This is a genomic window from Vibrio gangliei (assembly GCF_026001925.1).
Taxonomy (GTDB): domain Bacteria; phylum Pseudomonadota; class Gammaproteobacteria; order Enterobacterales; family Vibrionaceae; genus Vibrio; species Vibrio gangliei.
In genome coordinates this window covers 582,745-609,643 of the sequence record NZ_AP021869.1, presented here as the reverse complement: position 1 = coordinate 609,643, position 26,899 = coordinate 582,745, and the positions used below count along the sequence as shown (strand labels likewise).

The following is a 26,899-nucleotide window of genomic DNA, read 5'->3' as shown; positions in this document are numbered from 1 at the left end:
AAAGTCTCATCACTCATTCAAGTGCTTATCTGTATTCTTTTGAGTCCATCAAAACCCTTTAGGTGTTGTATGGTTAAGCCTCACGGGCAATTAGTATTGGTTAGCTCAACGCCTCGCAGCGCTTACACACCCAACCTATCAACGTCGTAGTCTCCGACAACCCTTTAGGACGCTTAAAGCGCCAGGGAAGACTCATCTCAGGGCTCGCTTCGTGCTTAGATGCTTTCAGCACTTATCGATTCCGAACTTAGCTACCGGGCAATGCCATTGGCATGACAACCCGAACACCAGAGGTTCGTCCACTCCGGTCCTCTCGTACTAGGAGCAGCCCCCTTCAATCTTCCAACGCCCACGGCAGATAGGGACCGAACTGTCTCACGACGTTCTAAACCCAGCTCGCGTACCACTTTAAATGGCGAACAGCCATACCCTTGGGACCGACTTCAGCCCCAGGATGTGATGAGCCGACATCGAGGTGCCAAACACCGCCGTCGATATGAACTCTTGGGCGGTATCAGCCTGTTATCCCCGGAGTACCTTTTATCCGTTGAGCGATGGCCCTTCCATTCAGAACCACCGGATCACTATGACCTGCTTTCGCACCTGCTCGAATTGTCATTCTCGCAGTCAAGCGGGCTTATGCCATTGCACTAACCACACGATGTCCAACCGTGTTTAGCCCACCTTCGTGCTCCTCCGTTACTCTTTGGGAGGAGACCGCCCCAGTCAAACTACCCACCAGGCACTGTCCTCACCCCGGATAACGGGGCTAAGTTAGAACATCAACACTACAAGGGTGGTATTTCAAGGACGACTCCACAACCACTGGCGTGATTGCTTCAAAGTCTCCCACCTATCCTACACATGTAGGGTCAATGTTCAGTGCCAAGCTGTAGTAAAGGTTCACGGGGTCTTTCCGTCTAGCCGCGGGTACACTGCATCTTCACAGCGATTTCAATTTCACTGAGTCTCGGGTGGAGACAGCGTGGCCATCATTACGCCATTCGTGCAGGTCGGAACTTACCCGACAAGGAATTTCGCTACCTTAGGACCGTTATAGTTACGGCCGCCGTTTACCGGGGCTTCGATCAAGAGCTTCTCCGAAGATAACCCCATCAATTAACCTTCCGGCACCGGGCAGGCGTCACACCGTATACGTCATCTTACGATTTTGCACAGTGCTGTGTTTTTAATAAACAGTTGCAGCCACCTGGTATCTGCGACTCCCGGCAGCTTAGAGAGCAAGTCTCATCACCGCTAGGAGCGTACCTTCTCCCGAAGTTACGGTACCATTTTGCCTAGTTCCTTCACCCGAGTTCTCTCAAGCGCCTTGGTATTCTCTACCCGACCACCTGTGTCGGTTTGGGGTACGATTCCTTACAAACTGAAGCTTAGAGGCTTTTCCTGGAAGCATGGCATCAATGACTTCACGCCCTTGGGCGCTCGACGTCGTGTCTCGGCCTTAAGATTTCCCGGATTTACCTAAGAAATCAGCCTACGCACTTGAACCTGGACAACCATCGCCAGGCCCACCTAGCCTTCTCCGTCCCCCCATCGCATTTGTAAGAAGTACGGGAATATTAACCCGTTTCCCATCGACTACGCCTTTCGGCCTCGCCTTAGGGGTCGACTTACCCTGCCCCGATTAACGTTGGACAGGAACCCTTGGTCTTCCGGCGAGGGAGTTTTTCACTCCCTTTATCGTTACTCATGTCAGCATTCGCACTTCTGATACCTCCAGCAAACTTCTCAGTTCACCTTCAACGGCTTACAGAACGCTCCCCTACCCAGCATACTAAAGTATGCTGCCGCAGCTTCGGTGTATAGCTTAGCCCCGTTACATCTTCCGCGCAGGCCGACTCGACCAGTGAGCTATTACGCTTTCTTTAAATGATGGCTGCTTCTAAGCCAACATCCTGGCTGTCTGAGCCTTCCCACATCGTTTCCCACTTAGCTATACTTTGGGACCTTAGCTGGCGGTCTGGGTTGTTTCCCTCTCCACGACGGACGTTAGCACCCGCCGTGTGTCTCCCGGATAGTACTTACTGGTATTCGGAGTTTGCAAAGGGTTGGTAAGTCGGGATGACCCCCTAGCCTTAACAGTGCTCTACCCCCAGTAGTATTCGTCCGAGGCGCTACCTAAATAGCTTTCGGGGAGAACCAGCTATCTCCAGGTTTGATTGGCCTTTCACCCCTAGCCACAAGTCATCCGCTAATTTTTCAACATTAGTCGGTTCGGTCCTCCAGTTGATGTTACTCAACCTTCAACCTGCCCATGGCTAGATCACCTGGTTTCGGGTCTATACCTAGCAACTCGACGCCCAGTTAAGACTCGGTTTCCCTACGGCTCCCCTATACGGTTAACCTTGCTACTAAATATAAGTCGCTGACCCATTATACAAAAGGTACGCAGTCACACCACGAAGGTGCTCCTACTGCTTGTACGTACACGGTTTCAGGTTCTATTTCACTCCCCTCACAGGGGTTCTTTTCGCCTTTCCCTCACGGTACTGGTTCACTATCGGTCAGTCAGGAGTATTTAGCCTTGGAGGATGGTCCCCCCATGTTCAGACAGGATATCACGTGTCCCGCCTTACTCGATTTCACTTAGTATACGTTGTCGGTTACGGGGCTATCACCCTGTATCGCGGCACTTTCCAGAGCCTTCACCTGACGCATATAAAGCTTAAGGGCTAATCCAATTTCGCTCGCCGCTACTTTCGGAATCTCGGTTGATTTCTCTTCCTTCGGGTACTTAGATGTTTCAGTTCCCCGAGTTCGCCTCTTAACACTATGTATTCATGTTAAGATACATGCTTATGCATGTGGGTTTCCCCATTCGGAAATCGTAGACTCAAGTGGCTGTTACTGCCTAATCTACGCTTATCGCAAGTTACTACGTCCTTCATCGCCTCTGACTGCCTAGGCATCCACCGTGTACGCTTATTCACTTAACCATACAACCCAAAAGGGTCTTATGTATGTTCAACTAAATAAGGTTTTAGTTTTTGATGATTAAGAGGGTTAGTCTTAGTCATCGTTGCCGGACTCAATAGATGTTTTTGCCTACTTTTATGAAAAAGTAGATAAAAACCAGAATACAAGACACTTGAATGTGTGTTGTGTGTTTATCTTTAAGATAAACATTGAGAACTTTTATTTGATAAAACATAAAATGTTTTATCAGTCAGCTTTCCAAATTGTTAAAGAGCAAAGAGTTTGTTATTACAAACCACTTTTTAAAGACTTTCATCGTCACTAAACCCCATCCAACAATAAAGATTGGATGCGATGCATCGTAAAAGTATTTAAAGAGTGGTGGGCGATACCGGGCTCGAACCAGTGACCCCCTGCTTGTAAGGCAGGTGCTCTCCCAACTGAGCTAATCGCCCATAATTTCTCTTACCTAAAGTAAGCACTCCTATGGAAGGAATGGTGGAGCTATGCGGGATCGAACCGCAGACCTCCTGCGTGCAAGGCAGGCGCTCTCCCAGCTGAGCTATAGCCCCATATTATTTTAATTCCCTTGGGAGGAATGGTGGGTCGTGCAGGATTCGAACCTGCGACCAATTGATTAAAAGTCAACTGCTCTACCAACTGAGCTAACGACCCCTTTTATTCTCAAAGGAGAATGGTATCCCGTAGGGGAGTCGAACCCCTGTTACCGCCGTGAAAGGGCGGTGTCCTAGGCCTCTAGACGAACGGGACACAGGATTGAAAGCATTGGGATGCTTTCTTATAAACTCTTCTATATAAACCTAATCAATCTGTGTGAACACTCATCAATGCACAATCTTTACGTAAGGAGGTGATCCAGCCCCAGGTTCCCCTAGGGCTACCTTGTTACGACTTCACCCCAGTCATGAACCACAAAGTGGTAAGCGTCCTCCCGAAGGTTAAACTACCTACTTCTTTTGCAGCCCACTCCCATGGTGTGACGGGCGGTGTGTACAAGGCCCGGGAACGTATTCACCGTAGCATTCTGATCTACGATTACTAGCGATTCCGACTTCATGGAGTCGAGTTGCAGACTCCAATCCGGACTACGACGCACTTTTTGGGATTCGCTTACTCTCGCAAGTTCGCTGCCCTCTGTATGCGCCATTGTAGCACGTGTGTAGCCCTACTCGTAAGGGCCATGATGACTTGACGTCGTCCCCACCTTCCTCCGGTTTATCACCGGCAGTCTCCCTGGAGTTCCCACCCGAAGTGCTGGCAAACAAGGATAAGGGTTGCGCTCGTTGCGGGACTTAACCCAACATTTCACAACACGAGCTGACGACAGCCATGCAGCACCTGTCTCAGAGTTCCCGAAGGCACACCTGTATCTCTACTGGCTTCTCTGGATGTCAAGAGTAGGTAAGGTTCTTCGCGTTGCATCGAATTAAACCACATGCTCCACCGCTTGTGCGGGCCCCCGTCAATTCATTTGAGTTTTAATCTTGCGACCGTACTCCCCAGGCGGTCTACTTAACGCGTTAGCTCCGAAAGCCACGGCTCAAGGCCACAACCTCCAAGTAGACATCGTTTACGGCGTGGACTACCAGGGTATCTAATCCTGTTTGCTCCCCACGCTTTCGCATCTGAGTGTCAGTATCTGTCCAGGGGGCCGCCTTCGCCACTGGTATTCCTTCAGATCTCTACGCATTTCACCGCTACACCTGAAATTCTACCCCCCTCTACAGTACTCTAGTTTGCCAGTTTCAAATGACCTTCCGAGGTTGAGCCCCGGGCTTTCACATCTGACTTAACAAACCACCTGCATGCGCTTTACGCCCAGTAATTCCGATTAACGCTCGCACCCTCCGTATTACCGCGGCTGCTGGCACGGAGTTAGCCGGTGCTTCTTCTGTTGCTAACGTCAAACGATAAGAGTATTAATCTTACCGCCTTCCTCACAACTGAAAGTACTTTACAACCCGAAGGCCTTCTTCATACACGCGGCATGGCTGCATCAGGCTTTCGCCCATTGTGCAATATTCCCCACTGCTGCCTCCCGTAGGAGTCTGGGCCGTGTCTCAGTCCCAGTGTGGCTGATCATCCTCTCAGACCAGCTAGGGATCGTCGCCTTGGTGAGCCCTTACCTCACCAACTAGCTAATCCCACATAGGCGTATCCAATAGCGCAAGGCCCGAAGGTCCCCTGCTTTGCTCCGAAGAGGTCATGCGGTATTAGCCATCGTTTCCAATGGTTATCCCCCTCTACTGGGCAACTTCCTATGCATTACTCACCCGTCCGCCGCTCGTCAGCGAGAAAGCAAGCTTTCTCCTGTTACCGCTCGACTTGCATGTGTTAGGCCTGCCGCCAGCGTTCAATCTGAGCCATGATCAAACTCTTCAATTAAAGTTTTGTTGAAGCTAAAAGCTTCGGCTCAATGAATTCTGATATTTAGCATTACTAAGTAATGTTGAATTGACTGTGCTCGATACCGAAGTATCAAATTGGTCACTCAGTTCATTGATAAATCTTCTTTGATTATCATCAACGAGTGCCCACACAGATTGATAGGTTTAAATTGTTAAAGAGCGTTGTTCTTATTGAGATTGCTTAGCGCATCTCGTTGAACAGGGCGGCTATTTTAGCGATTTAAAAGCTCGTGTCAAACACTTTTTTAAAACTTTTTTCGCTTTCTTTCTAAATCATCATCTGATTATGAAAGAGGCCTTTTACTGTTGTTTCGTTGCCTTGTGAGCCCCGCCGTGTCAGTGAGGACGCATTATAGAGATCCGAATCACATTGGCAAGCGCTTTTTAGAAAAAACTTGAAAAATAATGATTAGATGCTCACTTTACGCTCAAAGCCTTATTTATACCAATTTACTCAAACTTTAAGCACAAGTTACCCACAAATAGCTGTGGGTAACTTGCGATTTTAAGTCCTGTTACTTGTTACTCGTGCAACAAGATCCGTAAAAGCACGCTTTGCATTTCTAATTAAAACGTCTGATTCAATCAAACAAGCTTCATTTTGATAAACGATTTTGCCATTCACTAAAGAATATTTAATCTTAGCGGGCTCTCCGCACATCACAGGTGCATATAAAGATGAATGACATCCTTGGTAACGGACTTGGTTGAGATCATAAATCACCAGATCAGCCGCCATGCCCACTTCCACTTTGCCGACTTTGTCTAATCCTAGTAATGCAGCAACATTTACAGTGCCCCATTTAACCACTGTTTCTAACAAGGTAGCATCAGCACCATTAACCGCTCTATGGAGCAACCAAATCAGATTTAATTCTTGTAACATGGAAACAGACTCAGAAGACGCCGAACCATCAACACCAATACTGACTGGCATTCCCTCTTTATACATATCTATGACAGGAGCAATACCACTCCCCAAGCGGCAATTAGAAGTTGGACAGTGTGCAATCCCGGTTTTCGTTTCAGCTAGTATCTTTATATCTTGCTGAGATGCTTTAACTAGATGAGCAAACCAGACATCATCACCTAACCATTGACACTCTGCGGCAAACTCTACGGCACTCTTACCATATTTTGCTAAGGCCTGTTGTTGGTCAAAATCTACTTCTAATAAATGAGAATGCATTTTTAACTGTTTGCTACGGGCATATTGAGCCAATAGCTTAAGATGCTCTGCTGGCGAAGAATGAATACCAAGCGATCACCGCACAAGATTACTTAAACATGCGCATCAATGCGAACTTCGCTAAATAGCCTCAGCAACACTAGGTAAATGTTAAGCTAAAAAAAGAGCAGCGATCTTCGCTGCTCTTTCTCGTTCAACGCTCAAATTGTTATTGTTGAGCGACAATTTGATCGTCTTCGACCGACAAATGCACTTCTTTTCCAGGGACAAGCTCGCCCGCCAGAATTGAACGCGCTAATGGGTTTTCGACCATTTGTTGAATCGCACGTTTTAGTGGACGCGCGCCATACACTGGATCAAAGCCCACTTGCGCCACCAAGGACAACACCTCATCGCTCACCACCAATTCATATTCTTTGTCCGCCATGCGTTGACGTAGGCGATCCAATTGAATCGAAGCGATCGATTTGATCTGCTCTTGGCCGAGTGGATGGAACACCACACTTTCATCGACACGGTTTAAAAACTCCGGTCTAAAGTGTTGGCTAACAATCTCCATCACTTGCGCTTTCATTTCTTCATACGACGATGTCGCGGCATTTTCTTGAATGCGATCCGAGCCTAAGTTCGAAGTCATGATCACCACGGTATTTTTAAAGTCCACCGTGCGACCTTGACCATCGGTTAAACGGCCATCATCCAAGACTTGCAATAAGATATTGAACACATCTGGATGCGCTTTTTCCACCTCATCAAGCAAAATCACTGAATAAGGTTTACGGCGTACCGCTTCAGTTAAATAGCCACCTTCGTCATAACCCACATAGCCCGGAGGCGCGCCGACTAAACGTGATACCGAGTGTTTTTCCATAAACTCAGACATATCAATCCGCACCATGGCATCTTCACTATCAAACATAAAGTTCGCTAGTGTTTTACATAGCTCAGTTTTACCGACACCGGTTGGACCTAAGAATAGGAACGAACCGATCGGTTTATTCGGATCCGATAGCCCAGCGCGACTACGACGAATGGCATTAGACACCACATCGACGGCTTCTTTTTGTCCGATCACGCGCTCATGCAATACCGATTCCATCGATAGCAATTTGGCTTTTTCTGCTTCCAGCATTTTCGATACCGGAATACCGGTTTGTCTGGAAAGCACCTCCGCGATCTCCGCATCCGTCACACGGTTTTTCAGTAACGTCAGCTCAATATTTTCCGCTTGTGAGGCTGCATCTAATTGCTTTTCTAACTCTGGAATCTTGCCATATTGCAATTCCGACATACGTTGTAGATCACCCGCTCGACGTGCGACATCCATATCCAATCGCGCTTGCTCAAGCTCCGCTTTAATATGCTGAGTGCCTGACAATGAGGCCTTTTCAGTTTTCCAGACTTCTTCTAACTCAGAATATTCACGCTCTTTCTCAGCCAGTTCCTGATTTAAGATCTCCAAGCGTTTGGCACTAGCGGCATCGTCTTCATTGAGCAAAGCCTGTTGTTCGATCTTCAATTGAATAATCCGGCGATCTAAACGATCCATAGACTCTGGTTTGGAGTCCATTTGAATACGAATGCTCGATGCCGCTTCATCAATCAAGTCGATGGCTTTATCTGGCAATTGACGATCTGACACATAACGATTCGACAAGGTTGCCGCCGCCACAATCGCTGGGTCAGTAATTTCCACATGGTGATGCAACTCGTAACGCTCTTTCAAACCACGCAGGATAGCGATGGTATCTTCCACGCTTGGCTCATCCACCAATACTTTTTGGAAACGACGCTCTAACGCCGGATCTTTTTCCACGTATTGACGGTATTCATCCAAAGTTGTTGCGCCAACACAATGCAATTCACCTCGCGCTAACGCCGGTTTGAGCATGTTACCGGCATCCATTGAGCCTTCGCCCTTACCCGCACCGACCATGGTGTGTAGCTCATCAATGAACAAAATGATATTGCCATCTTCTTGCGCCAATTCGTTCAATACCGCTTTTAAACGCTCTTCGAATTCACCACGATATTTCGCACCAGCAATCAATGCGCCCATGTCGAGCGATAATACGCGGCGATTGCGTAACCCTTCTGGTACTTCGTTATTGACGATGCGCAATGCCAAGCCTTCAACAATCGCGGTTTTACCCACGCCAGGCTGACCAATCAATACTGGGTTGTTTTTAGTGCGACGTTGCAATACTTGAATGGTGCGACGAATTTCATCATCACGACCAATCACAGGATCCAGTTTGCCTTGCTCAGCGCGCTCAGTGAGATCAATGGTGTACTTTTCCAATGCTTGGCGTTTTTCTTCAGCATTTGGATCATCAACACTTTGACCACCACGAATTTCATCGATCGCTTTGGTCACATTGTCTTTATTTAAACCGAGTTCTTTAAACAATTTACCCAGTGGGCCATTGTCTTCTATCGCAGCAAGCAAAAACAATTCCGATGAAATATAGGCATCTTTACGTTGCTGCGCAATCTTGTCACACACATTGAGTAAGTTACCTAGGCTTTTCGATGCTTGAACATCGCCACCGATGCCGGTCACCTTAGGCAACTTATCGAGCTCTTGAGCGACTTTAGAACGCAATTGAGTGGCATCCACCCCGAGCATAGTAAAAATAGGACGAATGGTGCTGCCGTCTTGGTTCAGTAAAGCCTGCATCAAATGCACAGGCTCAATAAATTGATGATCGCGGCCTAGCGCAAGAGATTGCGCATCTGAAATGGCAAGCTGAAATTTGCTAGTAAATTTATCGAAACGCATTATAAGCCTCCAATATCAAAAGTGAGATACTTCTGTTGTTGGCTTATAAATGGATGCGGGGATCAGCATTTTCAAGAGTGAATAAAAAATAAACACTCATAAGAACAAGGCTATTCCATCCAGATAAACGTTGCTTGACGGCCTGTCACGCCATCTCGCCGGTAGGAGTAAAAGTTATCAGGCTCGGAATAGGTGCAACGCTGACTAAGGTAAACTTCTTCAACGCCCGCTTGATTCAACCGCTGAGTGGCAAGTTGGGACATATCGGCTAGCCATTTGTCATCATGGGTAGGATGTGAATAAAAGGCATCTTTGGCTTGAAAATGATGCTGTACAAATGTTTGATAAACATCATTGCCAACTTCGAACGCTTGAGTGCCGATAGCCGGACCAATCCACGCCATCACTTGACTGGGTTTATCAAATTGCTGTATCGCATTCTCGAGTATGCCGTCAGCTAATCCGCGCCATCCTGCATGAACCGCAGCGACATGAGTGCCATCGGTATTGGTCAGTAATATCGGCAAACAATCTGCCGTCATCACAACACAAACAATGTTATTGTGGCGAGTAGAACTGCCATCAGCATCGATTACGTGGTGAGTAGGTTTCACTAACTCAACCACCTCAGTCGAATGCGTTTGGTTCAACCACACCGGCGTAGTAGGCATCCGGTGTCGTTGGGCAATAAAGTCACGATTTCTTTGTACAACATCGCCGTCATCGCCAACATGCATACCTAGGTTTAAACCTTGATATTGACCGGTTGATTCACCGCCCAAACGTGTAGAAGCAAAGGCTTTTACATTCTTAGGCGCTGGCCAGTTGGGTACGACGATGTTATCCATGAATTGTTAACCTTTAATCTTCAACATGATTCTCTAATGCGTCTTGACGAAGCGCTTCAGCCATCGCAACCATATCGTCAGGAACGGGTGCGTGGAACTTCATTTCTTCGCCAGTCTCTGGATGATCAAACTTCAGCATCACCGCGTGCAGAGCTTGACGGTCAAACCCACGGATCATGTCTGTTAATTCTTTTGATGCACCTTTTGGAATACGAGCGCGGCCACCATAAGCCACATCACCCAATAGTGGATGTTGAATATAAGACATGTGGACACGAATTTGGTGAGTACGCCCCGTTTCTAGACGCAGACGAATACGCGTATGTTCACGGAAATGCTCTGCCACTCGGTAATGTGTAACCGCAGGCTTACCTAATTCGTTAACAGCCATCAAAGTACGTTTGGTCGAATGACGGCCGATAGGCTTCTCAATGCGCCCCCCAGCCGTCATATTCCCAATGATGATCGCTTCATATTCACGGGTAATATTGCGTTTTTGCAGCGCTCGTACCAAGCGAGTTTGAGCCGGAACCGTCTTCGCGACCACCATCAAACCAGTGGTATCTTTATCCAAACGATGCACGATACCCGCTCGCGGCACTTCCGCAATCGCTGGGTAGTGATGCAATAAAGCATTTAACACGGTGCCATCAGGCGTACCAGCACCAGGGTGCACCACGAAATCACGCGGTTTGTTGATCACAATAATATCGTCATCTTCATAAACGATATTCAGTGGAATATCTTGCGCTTCCCAACGTTCTTCATCTTCGAGCTCTGCTTCAACGGTAATTTCCTCACCCCCCATTACACGGGTACGAGGCTTAGTCACCACTTCACCATTGACTTGAACTTTGCCTTCCAGCAACCATTCTTTCAAACGTGAGCGAGAGAACTCGGAAAATAATTCAGCAATCGCTTGGTCTAAGCGTTGCCCTAATTGAGAATCTTTTACTGTGTCGGTGCGTACAATCTGTTGGGCCATATCGAACTTTTTAAAAAACCATGAGACTAATATCCAACAATATGGATAAAATAGGCTATTCACCGTGATTGGTAAAATAGTGTTATTTACCATTGTATCTGTTAAGTTGTCAGAAGTAACGGACGCGATAAATTTAATTAAGGAATTTTCTCCTAGCAATGAAACGCCAATACCTTTTGGGACTGGTTTCCCTACTCTTTTTAGCGGGTTGTGCAGACAATAAAGACGCTGTACCAGACATTCCGCCTTCGGACCTATACACCCAAGCGCAACAAAACTTGCAAGCTGGGAGCTGGGCTGAATCAATCAAAAAACTGGAAGCATTAGACTCTCGCTATCCATTTGGCCCGTATTCCGATCAAGTACAATTAGACTTAATCTACGCTTATTACAAAAATGGCGATTATGCTCTTGCGTTAGCGAGTATCGAACGTTTCTCTCGTTTAAACCCCACTCATGAACGTTCTGATTGGGTATTGTATATGCGCGGTTTAACACACATGGCGCAAGACTCTAACTTCATGCACAGTTTGTTCAATATGGATCGTTCGGATCGAGATCCAGAACCAGTCAAAGCCGCCTTTGTTGATTTCAAACGCTTACTGGAACGTTACCCTGACAGCTTATATGCTGCCGATTCAAAAGCTCGTTTAATGTCTTTGAAAAATCGTTTAGCGGAATATGACTTAGCGTCGGCTGATTTTTATTTACGTCGAGAGGCATGGATTGCAGCCATCAACCGCAGTCAAGAAATTCAGAAAACCTATCCCGATACGGTTGCTGCACGTAAATCGTTAGACATCCAACTTGAAGCCTATAAAGAGCTTGGCTTGGAAGATGCGATTAAGCGCACTGAAGAGTTAATCAAACTGAATGAAGAAGACTGATTGGCAAACAAGCAGAAAGTGATAAACAACAAAAAAGCAGCTTCGGCTGCTTTTTTTTACTTTATCATGATGAGATCACAGAAAAGTGCTGACGAGAAAATACACAATTCTATTTTAAGTCTGCATTGAGCCCCTAAAAACAAAAATTTCTAGTCACCCAACTCCTTCAAATTACTTAAATTCATTTAAAACACAAGCCTTTTCGAACAAGAATGTCCTTATTATTTATCAGTGATCACATTTACTTAATCAGAGCTTTCATCGCCCAAATAACGCGACATCGATCACATTTTTTTATTGCCGAAACAGTAATCTGAAAGCATGAAATCGAGGACAAAAGAGGATAGAGCCTATGAAAATAAATATTACTGGTAAAAACATTGAAGTGACCTCTTCGATCCGTGAATACGTTGAAGCTAAGTTTAAAAAACTAGAAAAATGGCAAGTTGACCTTATTAGCTGCCAAGCCACTATCAGCACTGAACCTGGTAAACAACAAAAAATTGAAGCGGCGATTAGCGTTCCAAAAGGACAACTGATTGCCTCAGCTTCAAACGAAGATTTATATAAAGCCATTAATGAGGTAGAGCAAAAACTCGAACGACAACTGAATAAGCTCAGCCACAAACCGGAAGCCAAACGAGCACAAGCAGAAAAACCAGAACTTGAGGAAGTGGAAGAATCTTAATAAATCTCGTTAAAAAATAACAAACCATTTTATGACGCTCATTTGGGCGTCATTTTTTTGCTTGACGCTTTACCGCCCCTTGCTTATGGTACAGTTTCATTCAAGGAATAATTTCACATGCAATCATCTACTCTGTTCTTTTTTGGCTTGTTTTTTCCATCCTAATCGGTGGGGCTAATGTCGTTTTAAAAATAAGCCAAAAACGGACAGAAAGCCTCCCAAACTAGGGAGGCTTTTTTATAGGAAATAACCATGACACAAGAACAAAAACCTTCGGGCACATCGCTATCATTAGACGATATCAGACTTCGCCTTAATGAATTGGACGACCACCTACTGAGCATTCTTTCCGAACGCCGGGCATTAAGTATTGAAGTGGCAAAAAGCAAAGTACAAACTGCCAAACCCGTGCGTGATGCACAGCGTGAACAAGAATTGCTGGTTAAATTGATTAACAACGGCAAAAACAAATATCAGCTTGATGCGCCTTACATAACCAAAATTTTTCACACCATTATTGAAGACTCAGTACTGCTGCAACAAGCCTATTTACAAAACTTAGCCAACCCTGAAGAAAGCCGCAAACCGCTGGCTCGTGTGGCTTTCTTGGGTTCAAAAGGCTCTTATTCTCACCTTGCTAGCCTAGAATATTTTAGCCGTCGTAATACGGAGTTAATTGAGCTCAACTGTAAGCATTTCAAAGAGATCACCTCAACGGTTGAGTCTGGCCATGCCGATTTTGGTGTCCTGCCGATCGAAAACACCAGTTCAGGCTCCATTAATGAAGTGTATGATTTACTGCAACACACGACGCTCTATATCGTTGGCGAAATGACGCTGCCTATTGAACATTGTTTGCTAGCACCTCAAGAGATGCGTTTAGAAGACATCAAAGTCCTCTACTCTCACCCACAACCTCATCAGCAATGCAGTGAGTTTTTAAGCCGCTTGAAAGACGTGTCATTAGAGTCTTGTGTCAGCACCGCAGATGCCATGCAAAAAGTGAAAGACTTAAACCAACCGGGCGTCGCTGCTATCGGCAATGCCACCAGCGGGAAACTTTATGGGCTGCAAACCATTCAGGGTAACATCGCAAACCAAACCGAGAACCACACGCGCTTTATTGTGGTTGCCCGTAAACCAGTAGAAGTCTCGGCACAAATTCCAGCCAAAACGACGGTGATTATGTCTACCGCGCAAGAAGCTGGATCTTTAGTGCAAACCTTGCTGGTGCTACAACGTTACGGCATCAACATGACCAAACTAGAATCTCGTCCAATCATGGGGAACCCTTGGGAAGAGATGTTTTACGTCGATTTAGAAGCGCATTTAGATTCACAAGAAATGCAACAAGCTATCTCGGAGCTGACAAAAATTACGCGTCATTTGAAAGTACTTGGTTGCTACCCAAGTGAGAACATCAAAGCGACACAAGTGAAATTAGAAGGCTAAAGCATGACAAAGAAAGTGGTCGTCGCATCATTAAACCCAGCAAAAATAAAAGCGGTAGAAAGTGCTTTTACTTCTAGCTTTGCTGATCAAAGTTTTCTATTTGAAGGGGTATCCGTGCCAAGTGGGGTGCCCGATCAACCCATGTTTGATCAAGAAACAAAACAAGGCGCGTTAAATAGAGTGCATAACGCACAGCAACAAATTACCGATGCTGATTTTTATGTTGGCTTAGAGGCTGGTATCGAAGGCGATTTTACTTACGCTTGGATGATCATTGAAAATAACCCCGTGTACGGAAAAGTGGTGCGTGGAGAATCTCGCTCGGCTTGCTTAATGTTACCGCCGTTGGTACTCGAAAAGGTGCGCCAAGGTAAAGAACTGGGACACGTGATGGATGAAGTGTTTGCCACCGACAACATCAAACAAAAAGGCGGTGCGATAGGTTTACTCACGCACCACCAATTGACTCGCAGCTCGGTGTATCACCAGGCTCTCATTCTGGCTTTAATTCCTTTCCTTAATCCAGACCACTTTAATCCAAACCACTTTTAGCTGATGTCTCCGCAGCAGCTTGCAACATGGCTTGCAACTGCTGCTTTTGTTCATCTTCTAGCTTTTTCAACTCGGCAGAGCCACGTGTGATCGTTGCAACGCCCACCCCTAGCATCTGGCTAATTTGACGCTGAGAATGCTCACCTTTCATTAACTCATGCAAAATATTCATACGAGCCAATAAAGCCTCACGCTCATCGTAAGTCAGCAACATTGAAAGTAAAAACTCTAACTGTTCCTGCTGGCAAGAGTGAGACAGTAAACCCAGTACATCTTGCCAGTCAGTAAATTCAGGCGTCGCCATCTCTTTATCATTTTGTGGTTTTGAGTTCGCCATCAGCTTAATATTTTTCCTTAACTTCTTGCGGGGTTAAGAATGCCCCATCTTCACCCAGTAAATTTCGATAATAGGTTTCAAACATTAAGATATTTTGCACGTAACCACGCGTTTCATCAAAAGGAATCGCTTCAATAAATGAATACGCATCAATACTTTGATTCGTTCGTGCTCGCCATTGTTTGACACGATGTGGGCCAGCATTATAAGCGGCAAAAGCAAAAATACGGTTTTGATTAAAATCATCTAACAACCCACCTAAATAAGAACTGCCTATTTCAATGTTCTTTTGCACATTAAATAACTCATCAGGATGGCTGTATTCTAAATCATACACATCGGCAGTATGTCTCGCGGTAGCAGGCATGATTTGCATGATGCCTCTTGCTCCAACGGGTGAGCGGGCTTCTATATCTAAGGCACTTTCTTGACGAGCTAACGACATCAACGTGATTAAAGGCACATTGTTTTTCTTAGAATAGAAATCAAACCACCAGCGATGCGCTATCGGGAAGCGTAAACTGGTGTAATCCCACATTTTCGCTTCAATGGTCGCCACTACGGTAAAATTATGCCAATTCTTATCTGCAGCGTATTTCACTAACGCCTTCTTCTCGGCATCATTACTATGCCAAAGTAACCAGCGCCATTCACTTTTTGCCGCATAAATTTTATCAACCGCGATCATTTCTTCAATACGATCGAGTGCTTCTTGCTTGCTAACAATACTAGGCAGCTTTTCATTCAGTAACTTACTTTCATAACGAATCGGCTCTCCGAGTAAGTTTGAGGCGGCAGCGCTATAAAAGTTACGTTGACCAAGTAGCTTTTTAAGACGATCTTTCGCTTGCTTATCTTTACCTTGCGCTAATTCGGCTCTCGCTTGCCAATATTGCCAACGCAGTGATTGCTGCTCTTCAGGTGGTAACTTTCCAATCCAATGATCCAGATCTTTCCAATCACCATTTTGAATGGCGATACGAGCACGCCTTTCAATACGATTCGGTAAGCCTTGTTTGTCTAACATGCTATCTCGCCATTTGGCTAAATCAGCGTCACTCGTATTCATTAACCAAGCGCTGGCGTAATTAGACAAATCGACTTGTGCGTCTTTTGGCAACTTCTGGGTTTTGACGACTTGATCATAAGCCTCAACCGCTTGCTTGGTATTTTTACGAATCAGCTGTTTAAATGCATATTCTGACAATTGCTGGTTAAACGGCGTGATTTTCGATTTCTTACTGAACTCCACCACTTTACTCGGATCACGATACAACTCTTGAAGATCTTTCGAGCGTGCTTTCGCTTGTTCACTAGTCAATAATCCATCTAGGTAACTGAACATCCCCGAGTGGCCAGATTTAAAACTGAGCAACATACGCTCTAGCACTAATTCCTCAGAACGTAGCCCTGCTTTTGTCCATTCATCAAATAAGTCATCACACGCGGAAGAAACACTACTGCCCGTAAGCCAAAGATCTTTCGCGCCTTGATAAGCTAACTCTTTGTCACCTTGTGTCCATTTCGCATAGTAATAATAACAACGGTATTTTTGATCTCTTGGCGCTTCCGTTTGATATTCAGCCAAACGTTGCCATTGATTGGTTCTGGCTAATGCATCTAAGTAATTTGCACGAACACGATTAGAAAAAGGAAAGGTTTGGTACTTTTCAGTAAAACTATTGACCTCTTGCGGCGTGCGATTTTGGATATCAGATAAATAAACACGATAATCAATATATGGCGTTAAAGGATATGACGCAATTTGTGGACGAATCGCCTGATAACCAGCAATATCGTCTTTGTCTAATAAGTCTTGCCCTTGCTCGTAAACCTGACGCTGTATTTCAAGCGGTGAAAGTGTCTTTTTTTCATTATCTGAATCAGACTGGCCTTTTTCGGTCACTGACGTTGAAGAGATTGACTGCGCGCTAACCTGAGTAGCTGAAAAGATCGCGCTCGTGGATACTACACAAAGAAATAGAGTCTGTTTGAAATTCAACATGAGCGGTAAACTTCCCTGATAAATCAATCACGAAATGTGAATGGTGAATGTCGGTAAACTGGCTTTAATGACAAATCCAAATCAAGCCAATCACCGTGATAATACGCTTAATAATACCCTCGTATACACTCATCTAGTGTGAATCTTATGTGAGAAAGAGTAAACTATACTTTTGAAATTATTATAACGCATAGGATCTAAGCAGCTATGGCTGAATACGTCTATACCATGTCTCGTGTGAGCAAAATTGTGCCACCGAAACGTCAAATTTTAAAAGATATCTCATTAAGCTTTTTCCCGGGTGCCAAAATCGGTGTTTTAGGCCTAAATGGTGCGGGTAAATCGACTCTTCTTCGCATCATGGCAGGTATTGATACTGACATTGATGGTGAAGCACGTCCTCAACCAGGCTTAAATGTCGGCTACCTACCGCAAGAGCCAGTATTGGATGAATCAAAAACTGTACGTGAAATTGTAGAAGAAGCCGTGGCTGATGTGGTTGATGCGCTAAAACGTATCGATGCAGTGTACGCCGCTTACGCTGAACCCGATGCGGATTTTGATGCTCTCGCTAAAGAACAAGGCGAGCTTGAAGCGTTAATTCAAGCGAAAGATGGTCATAACCTAGACAACACATTAGAGCGTGCAGCTGATGCACTACGCCTGCCAGATTGGGATGCTAAAATTCAGCACTTATCGGGTGGTGAGCGTCGCCGCGTCGCGATTTGTCGCCTGCTGCTTGAAAAACCAGACATGTTGTTACTTGATGAGCCAACCAACCACTTAGATGCTGAATCGGTTGCTTGGCTAGAACGCTTCCTTGTCGATTACACCGGCACTGTTGTTGCGATTACCCACGACCGTTATTTCCTTGATAACGCTGCTGGATGGATTCTAGAGCTTGACCGTGGTGAAGGCATTCCATGGGAAGGTAACTATACGTCATGGCTTGAGCAAAAAGACGCGCGCCTACAACAAGAAGCGTCACAAGAAAGTGCTCGTCAAAAGACTATTGAGAAAGAACTTGAGTGGGTGCGTAAAAACCCGAAAGGTCGTCAAGCGAAATCTAAAGCACGTATGGCTCGCTTTGAAGAGCTACAAAGCACTGATCACCAAAAACGTAATGAAACCAACGAATTGTTCATTCCACCAGGTGAGCGCCTAGGTGACAAAGTGATCGAAGTGAAAAATCTAACCAAATCATTCGATGGTCGTGTTTTAATTGATGATCTCTCGTTCAATATGCCAAAAGGTGCCATCGTCGGTATTATCGGTGCCAACGGCGCGGGTAAATCAACGCTATTCAAAATGCTCAGCGGTACAGAACAACCTGACTCTGGCACGATTGAAATGGGTGAAACGGTTCAACTTGCGTCGGTCGATCAGTTCCGTGATTCAATGAATGATAAAAACACCGTGTTCCAAGAAATTTCGGAAGGTGCCGATATCATCAAGATCAACAACTTCGAAATTCCAGCGCGTGCTTATTGTTCTCGCTTTAATTTCCGTGGTAGCGATCAACAAAAAATCATCGGTGAATTATCCGGTGGTGAGCGTAACCGTGTTCACCTTGCAAAACTGCTTAAAGCGGGCGGCAACGTCTTACTACTCGATGAGCCAACCAACGACTTGGATGTGGAAACGTTACGTGCGCTAGAAGAAGCGTTATTGGAATTCCCTGGTTGTGCCATGGTGATCTCGCACGACCGTTGGTTCTTAGACCGTATTGCCACCCACATCATCGACTACCGTGACGAAGGTCAGGTGAACTTCTATGAAGGGAACTACACTGAGTACATGGAATGGTTGAAGAAAACCCTTGGCCCTGAAGCGGCAGAACCACACCGCATCAAATACAAGCGTATCGCCAAATAATCAGCCATTAACAATCAACCAGTGACAAGCTGGATATTGATCATCTCAAGCCACAGTTTTCGCTGTGGCTTTTGTTTATTTGCTATTAACTGGTTTTTATTACTTCTTTTCTAACTCAAGCCATAAATGAGAACAGCGCCCTAAATTTTTACAGTCAAAATCCGCATCACTTTTCCAGATGAATAAATTGCTGTAGACCTACATCATCACCCATTGGATCATCAGCATGGTATGTCGACCTTAGAATCTAGCCTGACCGAATCGGCGCACATTCCCCAAATAGACGTTAAACAAGAGCCGAAAGATAGCCAAGAAACTTTTTGGCCAATGATGTTCTTTAAGCCCATCATAGCTCAAAAGCCTACCTCACCAGCGAAAAAAAAATGGGCAATTGCATTTATATCAATCACTTGCATCACAATATTACTATTTCTCTTTTTGCAATTAACCGAAAGAAAAACGCCATCAACTAATCTAGCGTTGCAGCAGCAATTAGAAAAAGTCCAAGCGCTTTATCAACACCAACTACAAATAAACCAAGCGCTTCAGGCACAAGTTGAATTACATAGTGGCTCTATAGAACAAAGTGAAAACACGGAAGAATCAGAAATTTTGTCCGTTTCACTAGCACCAGAACAAGAACAAGGACAAGACCAATTTGAGCAAGCACTTGATGACTCAAACTTACACCACCTTGACGATGCCCAGCAGATTCTTTTGCCACTCACTCCGGCAGTGGAAACCTCATTGTTTCGAATGATCCCCAATGATACGCCTGTGGACTATAAGCGTGTATCTTCTCCTTATGGTGAACGCACTCACCCAATCTCAGGAAAATGGTCACGGCATTTAGGCATGGATCTGACCTGCCCGCGTGGAACGCCCATTTTTTCCACCGCCGATGGTGTGGTGGAAATCACCCGCCCGAGCAATCAAGGCTATGGCAATATGATCAAAATCCGCCACGCCTTTGGCTTTATGACCTTATACGCTCATCTCAATCAATTTGCCGTGAAAACGGGGCAATTTGTAGAAAAAGGCGATCGTATTGGTTTTTGTGGCAGTAGTGGCAACTCCACCGGTTCGCACCTGCATTATGAAGTGCGCTTTATTGGCAAAACCTTAAACCCGAAAGATTTCATGCAATGGCAGCCAAGCGATATTGCGCAGCTGTTCGAACAACAAAAACAAGTGCCATGGACAAGCCTCATTGCGCAACTCACCAGCACCGTAAATCAACAAGTGTTGCTCGCAATGAACAGAAAAGAACAGATATTCAGCAAGCCAAGTAAAAAGCAGGCAAAAGTGGCTAATCAAGGGTTAACCGCATTTGGAATAGAGGAAGATGGTTGGGCAACGGTGGAGGAATAACAAGCGTAAAAACGTCAACAACAGAAAGAGAAATAAAAAAGGGCGATATAACTCGCCCTCTGATTAATTATTCGGCCTCAGTTGAGGTTATTTAGCGCGATGAATCGAATCATTAGCCTGTTTAAGCAAGTTTTGACTTTCGCGCATAAATTGCTGTGAGTAATCACCGTACCAGTTTGACACAGAATTAAACTGCTCAACAAACGCTTGCTTGTCTTGGTTATCCAAAATCTGAATCGCCTCACCAAAGCGTTGATGGAAGCGTTTGATCATATCGATATTACGCTGAGACGACATAATGATGTCACCGTATAGCTCTGGATCTTGAGCAAACAAACGCCCTACCATTGCTAGCTCTAAGCGATAAATCGGAGAGCTTAGCTGCACTAGCGTATCGAGATTTGGGTTCTCTTTAGACAAATGTGAACCGTAGGCAAACGAAGTAAAGTGACGTAGCGCTTGAATGAGCGTCATGCCATTGTCGTGCTCTTCTGCATCAATCGAACAAATACTCGCGCCCCAAATTTCAAATTGCTTGAGTAGCCATTGATACATTTCAGGTGCTCGGCCATCACTGCAAATGATCACCTGTTTCGCCATGCTCGGAATATCTGGGCCAAACATCGGATGCAAGCCAACCACTGGGCCAGAATGCGCCTCTAGCATGGCAGCGAGAGGTTCTGCTTTGATGGACGTTAAATCACATAAAATGCAATCGTTAGGCAGCTTAGGCAGTTTTTTAATCACCGTCTCGGTTAAATGAATCGGCACACTTACCACCACCATGCCGGCATCTTGCACCAATTGCTCAGCGTTATCCCAATCTTGACTACCAAGCACTTTGACTTGGTAACCGGAAAGCTCAAACATACGCTTAAACAAGCCGCCCAGTTGACCATTACCGCCTACGATAACAATCGAACGTAATTCTGGGTTTAAACACTTAAAGCCGGAATCTTTTTCACTGGCGTACGATTCACGCATGGTGCGACGTAAAATATCTTCAATCAATTGCGGTGGCACGCCACGTTTTTCCGCTTCTGCGCGACGTGAAGCCAGCATTGAGGCTTCACGATCTGGGGCATAAATTGGTAAACCGTGCTTGCTCTTAACTTCACCGACTTTTTCCACCAACGCCAAACGCTGTGCTAGAAGCTCCAGCATTTGTTTATCTACTGCGTCGATTTGATCTCTTAATTCATTTAATTCAACAGCCATTGACGATTTCCTACCTTGTTTGGCTTATTCCTTTTGTTGCAGTTTACCCTTTTAAGCGATCTTGTAAAAACGGAACCAGCTCTTTATGTGCATGACGTAACAAGGTTTCTGTGCTATCCCAACTAATACATGCATCGGTAATAGAAACGCCGTATTGCATTTCAGACAGTGGAATATCCGAAGGTTGGTTGCCTTCATTAATGTGGCTTTCAATCATCAAACCAATAATCGATTTATTACCTTCACGGATTTGGTGAATCACATCTTCAGCAACCAAAGGTTGGCGACGGTAATCTTTACGAGAGTTAGCATGGCTGCAATCCACCATCAAAGCAGCATCAAGGCCGTGTTTTGCCATTTCTCGCTCACATTCATTAACAGAAACGGAATCGTAATTGGTTTGCTTACCACCACGTAAAATTACATGACCATTCGCATTACCTTGCGTAGTCAATAATGCCACGTGACCATCGCTATCAATCCCCATAAAACGGTGACTCGATGACGCCGCTTGCATCGCATTAATCGCCGTCGCTAAGCTGCCATCAGTACCATTTTTGAAACCAACTGGTACCGATAAGCCGCTGGCCATTTCACGGTGGGTTTGAGATTCTGTAGTACGAGCGCCAATCGCCGCCCAGCTGAACGTATCGCCTAGGTACTGCGGACTAATGGGATCAAGGGCTTCGGTAGCTAATGGGATTTCCATTTCCGCTAAGTCGACTAATAACTGACGCGCAATATGCAAGCCTTGTTCAATATCGAATGAGTTATCGAGATGTGGGTCGTTAATCAGACCTTTCCAGCCGACTGTGGTACGTGGCTTTTCAAAGTAAACACGCATCACCAGGTAAATTTGGTCATCAAGTTGTGCTGATAGTGCTTTCAAACGTTTGGCGTATTCTTTTGCTGCATCGACATCATGAATAGAACATGGGCCACAAACCACTAAAAGACGATGATCTTTCTTATGGATAATGTTAGAAATGGTTTGGCGAGACGATTGGATAAACTTTCTCGCATTGTCACTCAGTGGAATTTTCTTTTTTAATGCGTTTGGCGTGATGATAAGTTGCTCATCGCTGATATTGATATTGCTTAATTCACTTTTGTACATAACCGTCACCTGTAAAAAATTCGATACACCATTCATTCTGAGTGAAACCTCAGCGGTTGATGGGTTCAAATTAACAGCATCGATAAACTTTGCAAGCGATAACCTTTTATAAACCGCAAACAAACAACAGTAAAAATAAAATTACACCTGTAAAAAATAAATTACAAATTTCAATTTAATGCGAAACATGTAGGCATCATGGACTTAATTCTCTCTTTACTACAACAAATGTGTGTTTATCTTGTCTTGGCCTATATGCTAAGTAAAACGCCTATTTTCCTGCCTTTACTCAATATTTCTTCACGGTTATCGCATAAGTTCAGTTGCTACGTACTTTTTTCTCTGTTTTGCATTATGGGCACCTACTTTGGTTTGCATATTAATGATGCCATTGCCAATACCCGAGCGATTGGGGCTGTAATGGGAGGATTGTTTGGTGGGCCTATTGTTGGCTTTGCGGTCGGTCTAACGGGAGGGTTACATCGCTATAGTTTAGGTGGTTTTACCGATGTTGCGTGCGCCATTTCGACCACCGCAGAAGGTTTAATTGGTGGATTATTGCATTTGTATTTAGTGAAAAAAGACAAAGCGGATCAACTGTTCAATCCCATCATTGTTCTCTCCATCACCTTTGTCGCTGAAGTGACTCAAATGCTGATCATTGTTTCCGTTGCCGACCCCTTTGATAAAGCCTTTGCTTTAGTCTCTAATATCGCCGCGCCTATGATCATTGCCAACTGCGTCGGCGCAGCTTTGTTTGTCAGTATTTTACAAGACCGAAAAACCATCTACGAAAAGTATTCTGCTACCTTCTCTCGTCGAGCCTTAACCATCGCTGAACGCAGCGTCGGTATTTGGAGCTCCGGCTTTAACTCCGCCAACGCAGAAAAAATCGTTCGCATTATTTATGAAGAAACCAATGTCGGCGCTGTCGCCATCACAGATAAAGAGAAGATCCTCGCCTTTATAGGTACTGGCGATGATCACCACAAGCGCAATACTCCAATATCTTCTCATTGTACGATTCAAGCGATGCAAGAAAACCGGGTCATGTACTTAGATGGTCGCGATACGCCTTATCAATGCTCGATTTCCGATCACTGTAAACTCGGCTCGGTGTTAGTGATCCCATTACGCGCGGGTAAAGAAGTCGTCGGTACAATTAAACTGTATGAGCCTAAGCGTAAGCTGCTCTCGAACATTAATCGCTCCATGGGTGAAGGCATTGCACAGCTGCTTTCTAGCCAAATTTTGTATAACGACTTCCAACGCCAACAAGCGCTATTAACTCAGGCCGAAATCAAACTGTTACATGCCCAAGTTAACCCGCATTTTCTATTCAATGCACTCAATACCATCAGTGCGATTATTCGCCGCGATCCCAATAAAGCTCGCGAGTTGATCCAACACTTATCGCACTTTTTCCGTAGTAATCTCAAACAGAATATTGAAACGGTCACTTTCAAAGAAGAGCTCGCACACGTCAACGCCTATCTGACAATTGAAAAAGCGCGTTTTACTGATCGCCTAGAAGTTGAAATCGATATTGAAGATGCCTTACTGGAAAAATCCTTACCCAGTTTCACCTTGCAGCCTTTGGTAGAAAACGCGATTAAACACGGTATATCGAATAAAATTGAAGGCGGGAAAGTCCGTATTTTGAGCCAACAAAATTCACTTGGCTATCGAATTGTGGTTGAGGATAATGCCGGCAGTTTTGTGCCGCCGAAACCGGACCATGAAGGATTAGGGATGGAAATCGTCAATAAACGACTCACCAATCATTTTGGCCCGTTGGCAGAGCTACAAACACACTGTCACAAAGACCAATTTACTCGAATGAGCTTTCTCATTCCTTTTGAAAAAATCGGCTACTAGTTATTAGTATCCAAGCAAAGCTCAAGGATAAATCATGCTAAGTGCTATCGTTATTGATGATGAACTTTTTGCTCGTGAAGAACTGACGGAGCTATTACAAGAAACCGGTGTGGTTGAAGTCGTCGCCCAAGCGAGCAATGCCATTGAAGGCTTAAAGCTGCTCAATAGCCTTAAACCCGAAGCGGTATTTGTGGATATTCAAATGCCTCAAGTTACCGGCATTGAACTGCTGGCGATGCTTGATCCTGATACCATGCCACACGTCATTTTTGTCACGGCATTTGATCAATACGCCATTCAAGCATTTGAAGATAATGCCTTTGATTACCTGCTCAAACCGGTCGATCCTAAACGTTTGGAAAAGAGCATTCAGCGTTTACTTAAAGCCAAACAAAATCAAGAAGCCCTGCAGACTCAAGCACAAATTGAAGCATTAACGCCTAAGCAATTACAGCAAGTGCCCTGCATGGGACACAACCGCATTATGATCATTCCACTGCAAGAGATTGAATCGGCCTTCAGTGATCTCTCCGGTGTACATATTCAAACGGCGCAGCAAACCGCCACCAGTCAATTAACGCTCAAAACGTTAGAAGAGAAAACCGAGCTCTTGCGCTGTCATCGTCAATACTTGGTTAACACCAAGAAGATCCGAGAAATTAAATTATTGGATAACGGTTTAGGGGAAGTCATCACCCAAAGCGGGCAAGTGGTTCCCATCAGCCGACGCTATTTGAAACCACTGAAAGAAGAGTTGGGAATAGTATAAGCGAGCGCTTCGCTACTAGGAAAAAACGTGTCTCGTAGCTCGAGAGTGTTCGAGCCACGAGAAGCGAAGCGGCCTAGTAACGAAAAAACGTTAAAACCCCCTCAACTGAATTCGGCGCAAGAATTCCGTCATGATGCGATCGTATAGAAGATCGCCTAGCCACAAGTCTTCGACTTTATTGTCAATGCTTGGGTTATCGTTCACTTCAATCACATAAACTTGGCCGTCAACTTCTTTAAGATCAACACCGTATAAGCCTGAACCGATTAAGTTAGCCGCTTTCACCGCAGTATCAACCACGTTCTTCGGTACTTGTTTTAAATCTAGGGTATCAAAGCCACCGGATGTGGTGCGGCCACTGTTATGATGTTGATAAATCTGCCAGTGACCACGACTCATGTGATAACGACACGCGTAGATCGCTTGGCGGTTCATCACCCCAATACGCCAGTCAAAATCGGTTGGCATAAAGGCTTGTGCTAAAATCAAGGCACTCTTATCAAATAGCGCTTGAGCTTTTTCTTCCAGCGACGCTTCATCGGTCACTTTCACCACCCCGACCGAGAATGCGCCATCTGGAATTTTGAGCACTAATGGCAATGACATGTGTTCAAGCAGGTTCTTTTTCCAATCCGGATCAAAGCTACGCAAAATCATGGATTTAGGCGCTGGCACATTATGGCGATCCAACAATTCAGTTAGAAAGACTTTATTGGTGCACTTCATGATCGACTCAGGATCGTCCATCACCACCAAACCAAGCTTTTCTGCTCGCTTAGCAAAACGATAAGTGAAATTACTGATGTTAGTAGTGGCGCGAATAAATAGACCATCGAATTCACTCAAGCGAGAGAAATCTTCTGAAGTAATGGTTTCTAAATTTACCCCTAAGCGATTGGCCGCTTTTTTGAAACGATTCAACGCGACAGAATCTGACGGCGGCATTTTTTCTTCCGGGTCCACCAGCATCGCGATGTCATAACGGAATTGCTTGCTCGGCTTAGGTGAACGCCACACTTTGTTAGAGAACTGCTCCAATGATTGCGCGAAAAGATCTTGCTCATCATTACTTAAATCTTGGAATGGGAATGGCTGCACTTTGGCTAATTGCCATTGCTTACCATGACGTTTTAATTCGATATCCAACACCGGGATCATAAAGTGCTCAAACAGACGACGAGCCACTTTTTCTAAGCCTTTCACACTGCTGCGGCCAAAGTAGATTTTGGTCGCCACACTGTCTTCGCTGGTAAAATTCTTATTCAGTTCTTGCTCTGGTAAAGAGAACACAAACGGCTGACCAACATCATTGATCGCCATCACACGAGGGATCACGCGGTGACCACGCGCTTCCGCCAACAAAGAACAATAATAACCACTACTCATGTAGCTATAATCACGACATAAGTTAATCACTTGCACACTTTTGTGCTTTTCTGATTTCTCAGACATAAAATTCGGTTGAAGATATTGATCAACCGTCACCACCTGCTCAGAAGGAAAGTACTGACGCCAGTCACTGTCTTTGTCGGTAACGATAACAAAATTTGCCATAAATCCATTTTCCTCTAGCAAAAAAA

Annotated in this window: 17 protein-coding genes, 4 tRNA genes, 2 rRNA genes and 1 other annotated feature; of the genes, 8 read left to right on the top strand and 15 right to left on the bottom strand. The window is 45.0% G+C overall.

Annotated features, from left to right (window positions below; genetic code table 11):
- Positions 1–69: 69 nt before the first annotated feature.
- The 10 genes from Vgang_RS02765 to rluD form a co-directional block, all read right to left on the bottom strand.
- Positions 70–2,957, bottom strand: a 23S ribosomal RNA gene (locus Vgang_RS02765).
- A 359-nt stretch (positions 2,958–3,316) separates the two neighbouring features.
- Positions 3,317–3,392 (bottom strand) — tRNA-Val (locus Vgang_RS02760).
- A 41-nt stretch (positions 3,393–3,433) separates the two neighbouring features.
- A tRNA-Ala gene (locus Vgang_RS02755) sits at positions 3,434–3,509 on the bottom strand.
- Positions 3,510–3,536: 27 nt separating this feature from the next.
- Positions 3,537–3,612 (bottom strand) — tRNA-Lys (locus Vgang_RS02750).
- 20 nt (positions 3,613–3,632) lie between these two features.
- A tRNA-Glu gene (locus tag Vgang_RS02745) sits at positions 3,633–3,708 on the bottom strand.
- Positions 3,709–3,801: 93 nt separating this feature from the next.
- Positions 3,802–5,343 (bottom strand): 16S ribosomal RNA (locus tag Vgang_RS02740).
- Together the 16S and 23S rRNA genes with 4 tRNA genes alongside form the textbook arrangement of a ribosomal RNA operon.
- 528 nt (positions 5,344–5,871) lie before the next feature.
- Positions 5,872–6,555 carry an amidohydrolase family protein gene (locus Vgang_RS02735; RefSeq protein ID WP_245879916.1) on the bottom strand — a complete coding sequence of 228 codons (684 nt, stop codon included), beginning with the start codon at positions 6,553–6,555 and terminating at the stop codon, positions 5,872–5,874.
- Between the two features lie 208 nt (positions 6,556–6,763).
- Complete coding sequence (gene clpB, locus Vgang_RS02730) at positions 6,764–9,337, bottom strand: ATP-dependent chaperone ClpB (RefSeq protein ID WP_105902142.1); 2,574 nt, start codon at positions 9,335–9,337, stop codon at positions 6,764–6,766.
- A gap of 110 nt (positions 9,338–9,447) precedes the next feature.
- Positions 9,448–10,185, bottom strand: coding sequence for a peptidoglycan editing factor PgeF (gene pgeF / locus Vgang_RS02725; protein ID WP_105902143.1), 738 nt, complete (start codon positions 10,183–10,185; stop codon positions 9,448–9,450).
- Positions 10,186–10,198: 13 nt separating this feature from the next.
- A complete protein-coding gene (gene rluD, locus Vgang_RS02720) occupies positions 10,199–11,170 on the bottom strand; it encodes a 23S rRNA pseudouridine(1911/1915/1917) synthase RluD (protein ID WP_105902319.1) in 972 nt (323 codons plus the stop codon).
- A 158-nt stretch (positions 11,171–11,328) separates the two neighbouring features.
- On the opposite strand from rluD, the gene bamD reads away from it, so the two are divergent.
- The 4 genes from bamD (at position 11,329) to yjjX (ending at position 14,749) form a co-directional block, all read left to right on the top strand.
- Positions 11,329–12,057 carry an outer membrane protein assembly factor BamD gene (gene bamD, locus Vgang_RS02715; RefSeq protein ID WP_105902144.1) on the top strand — a complete coding sequence of 243 codons (729 nt, stop codon included), beginning with the start codon at positions 11,329–11,331 and terminating at the stop codon, positions 12,055–12,057.
- A gap of 352 nt (positions 12,058–12,409) precedes the next feature.
- Entirely contained in the window at positions 12,410–12,745 is a 336-nt protein-coding gene (gene hpf, locus Vgang_RS02710) for a ribosome hibernation-promoting factor, HPF/YfiA family (RefSeq protein ID WP_105902145.1), read from the top strand.
- A gap of 119 nt (positions 12,746–12,864) precedes the next feature.
- Positions 12,865–12,986, top strand: a sequence feature (Phe leader region).
- Positions 12,987–12,997: 11 nt separating this feature from the next.
- Complete coding sequence (gene pheA, locus Vgang_RS02705; RefSeq protein WP_105902146.1) at positions 12,998–14,197, top strand: prephenate dehydratase; 1,200 nt, start codon at positions 12,998–13,000, stop codon at positions 14,195–14,197.
- Positions 14,198–14,200: 3 nt separating this feature from the next.
- Complete coding sequence (yjjX, locus tag Vgang_RS02700) at positions 14,201–14,749, top strand: inosine/xanthosine triphosphatase (RefSeq protein WP_105902147.1); 549 nt, start codon at positions 14,201–14,203, stop codon at positions 14,747–14,749.
- On the opposite strand, the gene trpR is transcribed toward yjjX, so the two are convergent.
- Together trpR and Vgang_RS02690 are read right to left on the bottom strand one after the other, a co-directional pair.
- Positions 14,730–15,053 (bottom strand): trp operon repressor, encoded by a 324-nt coding sequence (trpR, locus tag Vgang_RS02695; protein WP_105902320.1) that lies wholly within the window; start codon positions 15,051–15,053, stop codon positions 14,730–14,732. The two genes, yjjX and trpR, sit on opposite strands and share 20 nt — an antisense overlap.
- Positions 15,054–15,090: 37 nt before the next feature.
- A complete protein-coding gene (locus tag Vgang_RS02690) occupies positions 15,091–17,091 on the bottom strand; it encodes a transglycosylase SLT domain-containing protein (RefSeq protein ID WP_105902148.1) in 2,001 nt (666 codons plus the stop codon).
- 207 nt (positions 17,092–17,298) lie between these two features.
- Between Vgang_RS02690 and ettA the strand changes: the two genes are divergently transcribed.
- Complete coding sequence (ettA, locus tag Vgang_RS02685; RefSeq protein WP_105902149.1) at positions 17,299–18,966, top strand: energy-dependent translational throttle protein EttA; 1,668 nt, start codon at positions 17,299–17,301, stop codon at positions 18,964–18,966.
- Positions 18,967–19,197: 231 nt separating this feature from the next.
- Complete coding sequence (locus tag Vgang_RS02680) at positions 19,198–20,337, top strand: M23 family metallopeptidase (RefSeq protein ID WP_245879917.1); 1,140 nt, start codon at positions 19,198–19,200, stop codon at positions 20,335–20,337.
- A gap of 87 nt (positions 20,338–20,424) precedes the next feature.
- On the opposite strand, the gene tyrA is transcribed toward Vgang_RS02680, so the two are convergent.
- Positions 20,425–21,555 carry a bifunctional chorismate mutase/prephenate dehydrogenase gene (tyrA, locus tag Vgang_RS02675; protein WP_105902150.1) on the bottom strand — a complete coding sequence of 377 codons (1,131 nt, stop codon included), beginning with the start codon at positions 21,553–21,555 and terminating at the stop codon, positions 20,425–20,427.
- 43 nt (positions 21,556–21,598) lie between these two features.
- On the bottom strand, positions 21,599–22,672 hold the full coding sequence (locus Vgang_RS02670; protein ID WP_105902151.1) for a 3-deoxy-7-phosphoheptulonate synthase: 1,074 nt from the start codon (positions 22,670–22,672) through the stop codon (positions 21,599–21,601).
- Positions 22,673–22,870: 198 nt separating this feature from the next.
- On the opposite strand from Vgang_RS02670, the gene Vgang_RS02665 reads away from it, so the two are divergent.
- The gene (locus Vgang_RS02665) at positions 22,871–24,550 is read left to right on the top strand and encodes a sensor histidine kinase (protein WP_105902152.1); all 1,680 of its coding nucleotides are present in this window, start codon (positions 22,871–22,873) and stop codon (positions 24,548–24,550) included.
- Positions 24,551–24,584: 34 nt separating this feature from the next.
- Entirely contained in the window at positions 24,585–25,319 is a 735-nt protein-coding gene (btsR, locus tag Vgang_RS02660; protein WP_105902153.1) for a two-component system response regulator BtsR, read from the top strand.
- A gap of 90 nt (positions 25,320–25,409) precedes the next feature.
- Here the strand turns inward: btsR and Vgang_RS02655 are convergent, their stop codons facing one another.
- Complete coding sequence (locus Vgang_RS02655) at positions 25,410–26,873, bottom strand: RimK family protein (protein ID WP_105902154.1); 1,464 nt, start codon at positions 26,871–26,873, stop codon at positions 25,410–25,412.
- Positions 26,874–26,899 lie beyond the last annotated feature (26 nt).